Raw genomic sequence first — 11,847 nt, forward strand, 5'->3', positions numbered from 1 at the left:
GGCGCGGGGCGCCCCCCCCCGGGGGGGGCGCCCCCCCCCCCCGCCGTGCGCGTGCGCGGGAGGGTAAGTGCATCAGTGCACGTCGCCCATCAGCGTCTGGACCTTCTTGCGGTACGTGTAGACCGCGAGGCCGGCCAGGGCCGCGGCGGCGGCCTGGAAGCCGATCACCCAGGTGCCGTTCAGGTCGACGCCGCCGATGGACAGGAGGCTGGTGATGCAGTCACCGGCGGTGACCGCGAGGAACCAGACACCCATCATCTGGGAGGCGTACTTCTGCGGCGCCATCTTCGTGGTGACCGAGAGGCCGACCGGGGAGACGCACAGCTCACCGATGGTCTGGATCATGTAGATCGAGACGAGCCACATCGGGGAGACCTTGGTGTCGCCCGTCGCCATGCCCATCGGGACGATGAAGACGAAGAACGAGGCACCGATCAGGACCAGGCCCATCGCGAACTTCACGATGGTGTTCGGCTCCTGGTTCTTGCGGGCCAGCCACAGCCACAGCCAGGCGAAGACCGGAGCCAGCGCCATCACGAACAGCGGGTTCAGCGACTGGTACCAGGTGGCCGAGAAGTCGAAGCCGAACATGGTGCCGGCGGTCTTGTCGTCCGCGAACAGGGACAGCGTGGAGCCACCCTGGTCGTAGATCATCCAGAAGACGGCGGCCGCGATGAAGAACCAGATGTACGCGGTCATCTTCGACTGCTCGGCGCCCGACAGGTCCTTGTCGCGCTTGATGCGGGCCAGGACGGCGATCGGGATGAACAGACCGGCCAGCGTCAGCGGGACCAGGGCCCAGTTCAGCGTGTAGGCACCGAGGGCGACCACGGCGCCGTAGAAGACGGCGACACCCAGGACCGCGAAGACGAGCTTCGTGAGGACGGCCTTGCGCTCCTGCGCGGACAGCGGGTTCGGGACCACGCTGCTCTTCGGGCTCAGGTGCTTGGTGCCGAGCAGGAACTGGGTCAGACCCAGGCCCATGCCGAGGGCGGCCAGGGCGAAGCCCAGGTGCCAGTTGTGCTCCTTGCCGACCGTGCCGACGACGAGCGGGGCGACGAAGGCGCCGAGGTTGATGCCGACGTAGAAGAGGGTGAAGCCACCGTCACGGCGCGGGTCCTCGGGGCCGTCGTACAGGTGGCCGACCATCGTGGAGATGTTGGCCTTCAGCAGACCGGAGCCCGCCGCGACCAGGATCAGACCGACGAAGAACATCGCCTGGCCGGGAACGGCCAGCGACAGGTGACCGGCCATGATCACGAAACCGGCGATGGCGACCGTCTTGCGGGCGCCCCAGACACGGTCACCGAACCAGCCGCCCGGCATGGCCATCAGGTAGACCATGGAGACGTACACGGAGTAGATGGCCGTGGTCGTGGCCGCGGTCATGGCCAGACCGCCACCCTGGCTGCCCGTCGCGGCGTCGGCGCCGCCCGAGACCAGGTAGTACACCAGCAGTGCACGCATGCCGTAGTAGGAGAAGCGCTCCCACATCTCGGTCATGAACAGAGTGGCCAGGCCACGGGGGTGGCCGAAGAAGGTCTTCTCGGCGGACGGATCCGCCGAAGCCTTCGTCAGGCTGGAAGCCATGGTCGATCCTTGCTTGCTCGGGACGCTTCGCTTCGTGAGCGGAACAGCGCCCGGGTGGGGGGTGGCCGGCACCGGCGACGGTGTCCCACCCCACGCCCAGGGGTCTGCCCCCGTCCGAGGAGGAGGGGGGCAGGGGACATTCGTAACCGGGATCCACGCCCCGACGCGCAGCTTCGCGCGCGGGGGCCCGGCCCACAGGTCATTCACTGTCACCGGATGCGATGAGGCGAGTCGTCAAGACCCCCTGATCGATCCGGACAGAATCGAGACCTTCGGCTCGCTTTTCGGCGCAAAGGTCTCAGAGGTAGTGCATCAGGCGTCTCGCCACCATACGACACGACACTGCGGCATATGAAAGGACTTGAGAGATGGATCACAGGCGCGCCGGGAACCGTTTCGCCACATTCGAAGGCCGCCTCCTGTCATAAGACCAGATCGGCAGGGGTGTGCGGGCGCGCCCCTGCTTTGACCCGCCGCGGACTACCATCACCCACATGACGCGTGTACTGCTCGCCGAGGACGACGCATCCATCTCGGAGCCCCTGGCCCGCGCCCTGCGCCGGGAAGGGTACGAGGTCGAGGTCCGGGAGGACGGCCCCACCGCCCTGGACGCAGGCCTCCAGGGCGGCGTCGACCTCGTCGTCCTGGACCTGGGCCTGCCGGGCATGGACGGACTCGAAGTCGCCCGCCGGCTGCGCGCCGAGGGCCACGGCTTCCCCATCCTCGTACTCACCGCCCGGGCGGACGAGGTCGACACGGTCGTCGGCCTGGACGCCGGCGCCGACGACTACGTGACCAAGCCCTTCCGCCTCGCCGAGCTGCTGGCCCGGGTCCGGGCCCTGCTGCGGCGCGGCGCGGGCGACGCCACCCAGGCCCCCGCCACCCACGGCGTGCGGATCGACGTCGAATCGCACCGCGCCTGGATGGGCGAGGAAGAGCTCCAGCTCACGGCCAAGGAGTTCGACCTGCTGCGGGTCCTGGTCCGCGACGCCGGCCGGGTCGTCACCCGCGACCAGCTGATGCGCGAGGTCTGGGACACCACCTGGTGGTCCTCCACCAAGACCCTCGACATGCACATCTCCTGGCTGCGCAAGAAGCTCGGCGACGACGCCGCGAACCCGCGCTACATCGCCACCGTCCGCGGGGTCGGCTTCCGCTTCGAGAAGAGCTGAGCGGCCTCCCGGACCATGCGCCGCCGCCTGATCAACTCCACGCTCGCCGTGGTGCTCGTCGTGATCGCCGTCTTCGGGGTCTCCCTGGTGATCGTCGAGACCCGGACGATCACCAGCAGTGCCCAGGACCGCATCGAGTCCGAGGCGCTGCGCCTGGTGGGCATCGTCGAGTCGAGCGTCCTGGAACGCAAGCCCATCGACGCCGAGGCCCTCGCCGAGCAGCTGGACGTGGGCGGATACGCCCGGATCACCGTCCCCGGACAGCCGCCCGTGGAGGTCGGCGACCGGATCCCCGACAGCGTGATCCGCGGCACCGCCAAGGGGGAGCAGGGCGAGACCGTGGTCGTCGAGGAGTCCCGCTCCACGGTGACCCGGGAGGTCGGGCGGACCCTGGCCGTGGTCGGCGCGGTGGCGCTGCTCGCCGTCGTGGCGGCCGTCCTGCTCGCCGTACGGCAGGCCAACCGGCTGGCCTCCCCGCTCACCGACCTGGCCGAGACGGCCGAGCGGCTGGGCTCCGGCGACCCGCGCCCCCGGCACAAGCGGTACGGGGTTCCCGAGCTGGACCGGGTCGCGGACGTGCTGGACTCCAGCGCGGAGCGGATCGCCCGGATGCTGACCGCCGAGCGGCGCCTGGCCGCGGACGCCTCCCACCAGCTGCGCACCCCCCTCACGGCCCTGTCGATGCGGCTGGAGGAGATCACGGTCACCGACGACCTGGAGACGGTGCGGGAGGAGGCGAGCATCGCCCTGACCCAGGTGGAGCGGCTCACGGACGTGGTCGAGCGGCTGCTGACGAACTCGCGGGACCCGCGGACGGGCTCGGCGGTCCCCTTCGACCTGGACGAGGTCGTCAAACAGCAGGTGGAGGAGTGGCGGCCGGCCTACCGCAGCGCGGGCCGGGCCATCGTGCGCTCCGGCAAGACGGGCATGCGGGCCGTCGGCACCCCGGGCGCGGTCTCGCAGGTGCTGGCCACCCTCGTGGAGAACGCGCTGATGCACGGTGGCGGCACGGTCGCGCTGCGTACCCGGGTGATCGGGAACCAGGCCGTGCTGGAAGTCACGGACGAGGGGCCGGGGGTTCCGCCGGACCTCGGCAACCGGATCTTCGAGCGGACGATCAGCGGCCGCAATTCCACCGGGATCGGCCTGGCCGTGGCCCGGGACCTCGCGGAGGCCGACGGGGGCCGGCTGGAGCTGCTGCAGACGCAGCCCGCGGTGTTCGCGCTCTTCCTGAGCCGGACGGCGCCGGAGCGGCCGGAGCCGGAGCAGACGGTCCGCTAGGGGGCGTCCTGCCCCCCGGGCGTACCCCCGGCGGGGCTCACTTGCGGGCGGGCTCGGGGGCGCGGGCGGCGTCCTGGCCGGTGCGCTGCTCGACGACCAGCGAGGCGGCCGCGGGGACGGGCAGGGCCTTGAAGACCCACGTCCGGTAGGACCAGAAGCGGAAGACGGTGGCGACGCCGATTCCGATGAACTTGAGCACGTTGCTCGCGAGCGGGCCGTCCCAGCCGAGGCCGTAGGTGGCCGTGTAGAGCACGCCGTTCTCGATGACCAGGCCGATCACGCTGAACACGGCGAACAGGGTCAGCTCGCGGGTGCGGCCGGACTGGGCGCGGTCCCGGTAGGCGAAGTAGCGGAAGCCGAGGTAGTTCGTCGCGATGGCGACGACGGTGGCTATGACGCTCGCGCGGACGACCTGGAGGTCGGTCGTGTGCCGGATCAGGTTGAAGACGCCGAGGTTGACCAGCACGCCGAGTCCGCCGACGGCCCCGAACTTCGCGACCTCCCGCATGAGACCGCGGGCGCGTTCGAGGGTGGATCCGTTCTGCGACGTACTCATGTGATGGTTCACTCCTGTCATTTTTCGCGCCTGCAGCAAGGCGCGGTCGTCCCCGTCATGCTAAGTGTCGCCCGGTTGGTCCGTCTGCGCCTTCGCACAGCGTGCGACGCAGCGCACAGGGGCGGGGCGAGGGGTGTTTCGCCGGGTTCGCGCCAGGCCACGTCCGGATGGCGGAATACCGGCGGATACTCTGGAGGGGTGACGTTCCCGGTAGTCGGCATGGTCGGCGGCGGACAGCTCGCCCGCATGACCCACGAGGCGGGCATCCCCCTCGGCATCAGATTCAAGCTCCTCAGTGACACCCCACAGGACTCGGCGGCCCAGGTCGTGAGCGATGTCGTCATCGGCGACTATCGCGACCTGGAGACGCTGCGCGCCTTCGCGCGCGGCTGTGACGTGATCACCTTCGACCACGAGCACGTGCCCATCGAGCACCTGCGGGCCCTGGAAGCGGACGGCATTCCCGTCCGCCCGGGGCCCGACGCGTTGATGCACGCCGCCGACAAGGGGGTGATGCGCGCGAAGCTCGACGCGATCGGTGCCCCGAGTCCCCGCCACCGGATCGTGAGCGATCCGGCGGACGCCGCGGCCTTCGCGGACGAGGTGGGCGGTTTCCCGATCATCCTCAAGACCGTGCGCGGCGGCTACGACGGCAAGGGCGTGTGGTTCGTCCGGGCCGCCGAGGACGCGCAGGCCCCGTTCAAGGCGGGCGTGCCGGTCCTGGCGGAGGAGAAGGTCGACTTCGTCCGCGAGCTGGCGGCCAACATCGTCCGGTCCCCGCACGGCCAGGCCGTGGCCTACCCCGTCGTCGAGTCGATCCAGGTCGACGGCGTGTGCGACACGGTGATCGCCCCCGCCCCGGACCTGTCCGAGGAGCTGGCGGGCGAGGCCCAGGCCCTGGCCCTGCGCATCGCCAAGGAGCTCGGCGTGACCGGCCACCTGGCCGTGGAGCTGTTCGAGACCGCCGACGGCCGGATCCTCGTCAACGAACTGGCGATGCGCCCGCACAACAGCGGCCACTGGACCCAGGACGGCGCGATCACGTCCCAGTTCGCCAACCACGTCCGCGCGGTCCTGGACCTCCCCCTGGGCGACCCGCGCCCCCGGGCCCGCTGGACGGTCATGGCCAACGTGCTCGGCGGGGACTACCCCGACATGTACGCGGCGTACCTGCACTGCATGGCGCACGACCCCCAGCTCAAGATCCACATGTACGGCAAGGACGTGAAGCACGGCCGCAAGGTCGGCCACGTCAACACCTACGGCGACGACCTGGACGATGTGCTGGAACGCGCACGCCACGCAGCCGGCTACCTCAGGGGAACGATCACCGCATGAGCACCTCCACCGCAGGTCCCGTCATCGGCATCGTCATGGGCTCGGACTCCGACTGGCCCGTCATGGAGGCCGCCGCGAAGGCCCTGGACGAGTTCGAGATCCCCTACGAGGTCGACGTGGTGTCCGCGCACCGGATGCCGCGCGAGATGGTCGCGTACGGGGAGCAGGCCGCCGAGCGCGGCCTCAAGGCGATCATCGCCGGGGCCGGCGGCGCCGCCCACCTGCCCGGCATGCTCGCCTCGGTGACCCCGCTGCCGGTCATCGGCGTCCCGGTGCCGCTGAAGTACCTCGACGGCATGGACTCCCTGATGTCGATCGTCCAGATGCCCGCCGGGGTTCCCGTCGCCACCGTCTCCGTCGCCGGCGCGCGCAACGCCGGGCTGCTGGCCGTACGGATGCTGGCCGCGCACGACCCCGAGCTGCTCGGCCGCATGAAGGACTTCCAGCAGGAGCTCAACGACCAGGCCACCGAGAAGGGCAAGCGGCTGCGGACGAAGGTCGCGGGCGCGGAGTCCTTCGGATTCGGCAAGTGAGCGCCGCGCAGCGCCTGGGCGAGGCGCGGGAGCTGCTCGCCGAGCACCCGGTCGTCGACGGGCACAACGACCTGCCGTGGGCGCTGCGCGAGCAGGTCCGCTACGACCTGGCGCAGCGCGACATCGCGGGCGACCAGAGCGGCCGGCTGCACACCGACATCCCCCGGCTGCGCGCCGGCGGGGTCGGCGCGCAGTTCTGGTCGGTGTACGTCCGCTCCGACTACGCGGGCGACACGGCGGTCAGCGCCACCCTGGAGCAGATCGACGCGGTCGTCCAGCTGATCGACCGCTATCCGGCCGACCTGGTGCGGGCGCTGACGGCGGACGACATGGAGGCGGCCCGCGCCGACGGCCGGATCGCCTCGCTGATGGGGGCCGAGGGCGGCCACTCCATCAACAACTCGCTCGCCACGCTGCGCGCCCTGCACCGGCTGGGCGTGCGCTACATGACGCTCACGCACAACGACACGATCGACTGGGCGGACTCGGCGACCGACGAGCCCCGGCACGGCGGTCTGAGCGACTTCGGCCGCGAGGTCGTCCGCGAGATGAACCGCATCGGCATGCTCGTGGACCTCTCGCACGTCGCCGCGACGACGATGCGGGACGCGCTCGCCGTCTCGGCCGCGCCGGTGATCTTCTCGCACTCGTCCTCGCTGGCGGTGTGCGAGCACCCGCGCAACATCCCGGACGACGTGCTGGAGCGGCTGCCGGCCAACGGCGGCGTCGCGATGGCCACGTTCGTACCGAAGTTCATCCTCCCCGCGGCGGTGGAGTGGACCCTGGCGGCGGACGAGAACCTGCGCGCGCACGGCTTCCACCACCTCGACACCACGCCCGAGGCGATGGCCCTGCACCGGGCCTTCGAGGCCGCGCGCCCGCGCCCGGTGGCCACGGCCGCCACGGTCGCCGACCACCTGGACCACATGCGCGAGGTGGCCGGCGTCGACCACATCGGCATCGGCGGCGACTACGACGGCACGGCCTTCACCCCGGCCGGGCTGGACGACGTGGCGGGCTACCCCAACCTGATCGCGGAGCTGCTCTCGCGCGGCTGGTCGCGGGCCGACCTGGCCAAGCTGACCTGGTCCAACGCGGTACGGGCGCTGCGCGACGCGGAGGCGGTGGCGCGCGAGCTGTCGGCGTCCCGCGGCCCCTCCAACGCGGTGCTGTAGCCGCAGCGGTCCGTCCGTCCCGGCGGACGGTGGCGGGGGCGGCGGGAGTGCCGCCGTGCGGGGTACACCCGAACGCCACATCCGCCGGGCGGCCGGGCCGGGCGGCGTGTCACGGTGGCAGCACCTCTCCCTGCTGCCGCCGAGACCGGAGCCGAACGCCATGGCCGACCTGCAGGATGAACCGCACGTCGCTTTCCCCGCGCCCACCGCGCCCACCGCCCACACCGCGGGCACCGCGGCCACCGTGCCCGTGGCCGCCGTCCCCGCCGCCCCCGGCACCGCCGGAGCCGAGGACGGGCCCGCCGCGGCGTCGGGCAGCGCCATGGAGCGGGCCGTCGCACTGCTGTCGGTGCATCCCGTCGCCGACGGGCACAACACCCTCGTCCGGACCCTGCGCCAGAGCCCGTACCACGACATCGACACCCCGGACAGCGGTGTCGACACCGACATCCCGCGGCTGCGCGCCGGCGGGGTCGGCGCGCAGTTCTGGTCGCTGCTGCCGGAGGGGGCCCAGAGCACCGACCAGGTGGTGTCCGACACCCTCGAACAGATCGACGTGGCACGGGACCTGATGCACCGGTACCCGGACGGCCTGTCCCTCGCGCTGACCGCGGACGACATGGCCGATGCCCGCAACCGGGGCCGGATCGCCTCGTTCCTGGGCCCCGTGCCCGGCCGTACCCTGACCGATTCGCTGGGTGCGCTGCGCGCGTTCCACGCGCTGGGCGTCCGCATGCTCGCGCCCGCGGGGGCGCCCTGGGCCGGGGACGAGCTGACGCCGTTCGGCCACGAGGTGGTCAAGGAGATGAACCGGCTGGCGATGCTCGTGGACCTGACCGGCTGTACGCCGGAGGTGGCCTGCCAGCTCGCCGGGGCCTCCAAGGCGCCGGTGGTCGTCTCGCACACCGCCGCCGCGGCGCTGAACCCGCATCCGGGGAACGTGACCGATGACGTGCTGCTGGCGCTGCGGGCGTCGAACGGCCTGGCGATGGTCACCTTCGACGCCGAGCAGACCGGGGACTCGCTGCACGCGGTCGCCGACCACGTGGAGCACGTGCGCACCGTCGCGGGTCCGCACTGCGTCGGCCTCGGCGCCACCTTCGGCACCGAGCCGGGCGTCCCGCGGCCGATGGGGCTGACCGATCCCTCGGGCTATCCGCGACTGATCGCGGAGCTGCTGGAACGCGGCTGGTCGGAGACCGACCTGGCCCTGCTGACCTGGGAGAACGCCCAGCGGGTGCTGCGCGACGCGGAATTCACCGCCCGCGCCGCCCAGCACCGCAGGCCGGCGTAGCCCGTAGCGCGCAGTCCGTGGCCCGTAGTCCGTAGTCCGTAGTCCGCGGCCCCGTGCGGGGCCGGGGCTCAGGCCCGGGGGCGGCCCATCGCCCGGTACGTCCAGCCGGCCGCGCGCCAGCGGTCGGTGTCGAGGGCGTTGCGGCCGTCCAGGATCAGGCGGTCGGTGACGACCTCGCCCAGCTCCACCGGGTCGAGGTCGCGGAACTCGCGCCATTCGGTGAGGTGCAGGACGACCTCCGCGCCGCGGGCCGCCTCCAGGGCCGAGTCCGCGTAGCCGAGGGTCGGGAAGACGCGCCGGGCGTTGTCCATGCCCTTGGGGTCGTAGACGGTGACCTGGCCGCCCTGGAGGTGGATCTGCCCGGCCACGTTCAGGGCGGGGGAGTCGCGGACGTCGTCGGAGTCCGGCTTGAAGGTGGCGCCGAGCACCGCGACCCGCTTGCCGAGGAAGGATCCGCCGACGGCGTCGCGCGCGAGCTCGACCATGTGCCCGCGCCGGCGCATGTTGATGGAGTCGACCTCGCGCAGGAAGGTCAGCGCCTGGTCCGCGCCCAGTTCGCCGGCCCGCGCCATGAACGCCCGGATGTCCTTGGGCAGGCAGCCCCCGCCGAAGCCGATCCCGGCGCGCAGGAACTTCGCGCCGATCCGCTCGTCGTGGCCGATGGCCTCGGCCAGCTTGACCACGTCGCCGCCGGCCGCTTCGCAGACCTCCGCCATCGCGTTGATGAAGGAGATCTTCGTGGCGAGGAAGGAGTTGGCGGCGGTCTTGACGAGCTCGGCCGTCGGGAAGTCGGTCACCACCAGCGGGGTGCCCTCCGCCAGCGGCGTCGCGTACACCTCGCGCAGCAGCTTCTCGCCGCGGTCGCCCCGCAGTCCGATCACGATGCGGTCGGGGTGCAGGGTGTCCTGGACGGCGAAGCCCTCGCGCAGGAACTCCGGGTTCCAGGCCAGCTCCACGTCGGCTCCGGCCGGGGAGAGGTCGGCCAGCTTCGCGGCGAGGCGTTCCGCCGAGCCCACGGGCACGGTGGACTTGCCGACGACCAGGACCGGCCGGGTCAGGTGCGGGGCCAGCGATTCCACCGCGGAGTCGACGTACGACATGTCGCACGCGTACTCGCCGTGCTTCTGCGGGGTGTTCACGCAGACGAAGTGGACGTCGCCGAACGCGCCGACCTCCTCCCAGGACTGCGTGAAGCGCAGCCGCCCGGTGGAGCCCGGCAGGCCCGCGACGTGCGCGGCGAGGAGTTCCTCCAGCCCGGGCTCGTACATCGGCACCCGGCCCGCGGCCAGCATCTCGATCTTCTCCGGCACCACGTCCAGCCCGAGCACCTCGAAGCCCAGCTCCGCCATCGCCGCGGCGTGGGTGGCGCCGAGATAGCCGGTGCCGATCACAGTGATCCTGAGGGGGGCCATGGATGCTCCAGAGGTGCGGGGCCGTTTGCGGCCACTGAGCATAGTCGGGCCGGTCAGGGGGGACGTTCCCCGGGAGACACCGCTGTCACGCAGCTCACGTGGTCCGTACATATCGCTGTCGGGACGCCGGACACTAAGATTTGGGTTACTTAACGGTAGTTAGCATCACGCAGCGCGCATCACGCACCACACGCGCACCACACTTGGGGAGTGAGAGTCTTGGCGGGTTCTGCCGACTTCGACCTGTACCGCCCGGCCGAGGAGCACGACATGCTCCGCGAGTCCGTCCGCTCGCTCGCCGAGGCGAAGATCCTGCCGTTCGCCGCCGCGGTCGACGAAGAGGCCCGCTTCCCGCAGGAAGCCCACGACGCGCTCGTCGCCAACGACCTGCACGCCGTCCACGTCCCGGAGACCTACGGCGGCGCCGGCGCCGACGCCCTCGCCACCGTGATCGTGATCGAGGAGGTGGCCCGCGTCTGCGCCTCCTCCTCCCTGATCCCGGCCGTGAACAAGCTCGGCTCGCTCCCGGTGATCCTCTCCGGCTCCGAGGACCTCAAGAAGAAGTACCTCGGCCCGCTTGCCAAGGGCTACGGCATGTTCTCGTACTGCCTCTCCGAGCCCGACGCGGGCTCCGACGCCGCCGGCATGAAGACCCGCGCCGTGCGCGACGGGGACTTCTGGGTCCTCAACGGCGTCAAGCGCTGGATCACCAACGCGGGCGTCTCCGAGTACTACACGGTCATGGCCGTCACCGACCCCGAGAAGCGCTCCAAGGGCATCTCGGCCTTCGTGGTCGAGAAGGGCGACGAGGGCGTCTCCTTCGGCGCCCCCGAGAAGAAGCTCGGCATCAAGGGCTCCCCGACCCGCGAGGTCTACCTCGACAACGTACGGATCCCCGCCGACCGCATGATCGGCGCCGAGGGCACCGGCTTCGCCACCGCGATGAAGACCCTCGACCACACCCGCATCACGATCGCCGCCCAGGCGCTCGGCATCGCGCAGGGCGCCCTGGACTACGCCAAGGGTTACGTCCAGGAGCGCAAGCAGTTCGGCAAGCCGATCGGCGACTTCCAGGGCGTGCAGTTCATGCTCGCGGACATGGCCATGAAGGTCTCGGCCGCCCGCGCCCTGACCTACCAGGCCGCCGCCGCCTCCGAGCGCGGTGACGCCGACCTGACCTACCTCGGCGCCGCGGCCAAGTGCTTCGCCTCCGACATCGCGATGGAGGTCACCACGGACGCCGTCCAGCTGCTCGGCGGCTACGGCTACACCCGTGACTACCCGGTCGAGCGCATGATGCGCGACGCCAAGATCACGCAGATCTACGAGGGCACCAACCAGGTCCAGCGCATCGTCATGGCGCGCAACCTGCCGTAGCACGCCCTCCGCAGCCCAAATCGAGGGCGGGGGGGGGGGGCCGGGGGGGGGGGCCGCGGCCGCGCCCCGGCCGGGGGGGGGGGCGCCCCCCCGCCCCCGGCGGGGGGCACTCACTCACA

The 11,847-nt window shown here is 71.5% G+C and carries 10 protein-coding genes; 7 read left to right on the forward strand and 3 right to left on the reverse strand.

What is annotated here, in order from left to right; genetic code table 11:
- Nucleotides 1-72 precede the first annotated feature (72 nt).
- Nucleotides 73-1,590: a peptide MFS transporter gene (locus ACFXA3_RS20330; RefSeq protein ID WP_385188559.1), complete on the reverse strand. Its 1,518-nt coding sequence runs from the start codon at nucleotides 1,588-1,590 to the stop codon at nucleotides 73-75.
- Nucleotides 1,591-2,084: 494 nt separating this feature from the next.
- Here ACFXA3_RS20330 and ACFXA3_RS20335 point away from each other — a divergent pair, with 494 nt between their 5' ends.
- Nucleotides 2,085-2,762: a response regulator transcription factor gene (locus ACFXA3_RS20335; protein WP_048479095.1), complete on the forward strand. Its 678-nt coding sequence runs from the start codon at nucleotides 2,085-2,087 to the stop codon at nucleotides 2,760-2,762.
- 15 nt (nucleotides 2,763-2,777) lie between these two features.
- Nucleotides 2,778-4,043: an ATP-binding protein gene (locus tag ACFXA3_RS20340; protein ID WP_385188561.1), complete on the forward strand. Its 1,266-nt coding sequence runs from the start codon at nucleotides 2,778-2,780 to the stop codon at nucleotides 4,041-4,043.
- 37 nt (nucleotides 4,044-4,080) lie between these two features.
- On the opposite strand, the gene ACFXA3_RS20345 is transcribed toward ACFXA3_RS20340, so the two are convergent.
- Entirely contained in the window at nucleotides 4,081-4,599 is a 519-nt protein-coding gene (locus ACFXA3_RS20345) for a GtrA family protein (RefSeq protein ID WP_385188563.1), read from the reverse strand.
- Nucleotides 4,600-4,797: 198 nt separating this feature from the next.
- Between ACFXA3_RS20345 and ACFXA3_RS20350 the strand changes: the two genes are divergently transcribed.
- Genes ACFXA3_RS20350 through ACFXA3_RS20365 form a run of 4 tightly spaced genes read left to right on the forward strand, consistent with a single transcriptional unit; the run spans nucleotide 4,798 to nucleotide 8,939 of the window.
- Nucleotides 4,798-5,937 (forward strand): 5-(carboxyamino)imidazole ribonucleotide synthase, encoded by a 1,140-nt coding sequence (locus ACFXA3_RS20350; protein ID WP_385188564.1) that lies wholly within the window; start codon nucleotides 4,798-4,800, stop codon nucleotides 5,935-5,937.
- Nucleotides 5,934-6,470 (forward strand): 5-(carboxyamino)imidazole ribonucleotide mutase, encoded by a 537-nt coding sequence (gene purE, locus ACFXA3_RS20355; RefSeq protein ID WP_385188565.1) that lies wholly within the window; start codon nucleotides 5,934-5,936, stop codon nucleotides 6,468-6,470. The genes ACFXA3_RS20350 and purE overlap by 4 nt, the downstream gene beginning before the upstream one ends.
- On the forward strand, nucleotides 6,467-7,645 hold the full coding sequence (locus tag ACFXA3_RS20360; protein ID WP_385188567.1) for a dipeptidase: 1,179 nt from the start codon (nucleotides 6,467-6,469) through the stop codon (nucleotides 7,643-7,645). Before purE ends, ACFXA3_RS20360 begins: the two co-directional genes overlap by 4 nt.
- Before the next feature lie 55 nt (nucleotides 7,646-7,700).
- Complete coding sequence (locus ACFXA3_RS20365; RefSeq protein ID WP_385188569.1) at nucleotides 7,701-8,939, forward strand: dipeptidase; 1,239 nt, start codon at nucleotides 7,701-7,703, stop codon at nucleotides 8,937-8,939.
- Nucleotides 8,940-9,007: 68 nt separating this feature from the next.
- On the opposite strand, the gene ACFXA3_RS20370 is transcribed toward ACFXA3_RS20365, so the two are convergent.
- Nucleotides 9,008-10,351: a UDP-glucose dehydrogenase family protein gene (locus ACFXA3_RS20370; RefSeq protein WP_385188570.1), complete on the reverse strand. Its 1,344-nt coding sequence runs from the start codon at nucleotides 10,349-10,351 to the stop codon at nucleotides 9,008-9,010.
- 219 nt (nucleotides 10,352-10,570) lie between these two features.
- On the opposite strand from ACFXA3_RS20370, the gene ACFXA3_RS20375 reads away from it, so the two are divergent.
- The gene (locus ACFXA3_RS20375; protein WP_385188572.1) at nucleotides 10,571-11,728 is read left to right on the forward strand and encodes an acyl-CoA dehydrogenase family protein; all 1,158 of its coding nucleotides are present in this window, start codon (nucleotides 10,571-10,573) and stop codon (nucleotides 11,726-11,728) included.
- Nucleotides 11,729-11,847 lie beyond the last annotated feature (119 nt).

Source organism: Streptomyces sp. NPDC059456, assembly GCF_042750055.1.
In the GTDB taxonomy this organism is placed as follows: Bacteria; Actinomycetota; Actinomycetes; order Streptomycetales; family Streptomycetaceae; genus Streptomyces.

Bases quoted from the DNA above. Each gene is read 5' to 3' on its own strand.
- ACFXA3_RS20330 (WP_385188559.1), bottom strand. From the start codon at position 1,590: ATGGCTTCCAGCCTGACGAAGGCTTCGGCGGATCCGTCCGCCGAGAAG.
- ACFXA3_RS20335 (WP_048479095.1), top strand. From the start codon at position 2,085: ATGACGCGTGTACTGCTCGCCGAGGACGACGCATCCATCTCGGAGCCC.
- ACFXA3_RS20340 (WP_385188561.1), top strand. From the start codon at position 2,778: ATGCGCCGCCGCCTGATCAACTCCACGCTCGCCGTGGTGCTCGTCGTG.
- ACFXA3_RS20345 (WP_385188563.1), bottom strand. From the start codon at position 4,599: ATGAGTACGTCGCAGAACGGATCCACCCTCGAACGCGCCCGCGGTCTC.
- purE (WP_385188565.1), top strand. From the start codon at position 5,934: ATGAGCACCTCCACCGCAGGTCCCGTCATCGGCATCGTCATGGGCTCG.
- ACFXA3_RS20370 (WP_385188570.1), bottom strand. From the start codon at position 10,351: ATGGCCCCCCTCAGGATCACTGTGATCGGCACCGGCTATCTCGGCGCC.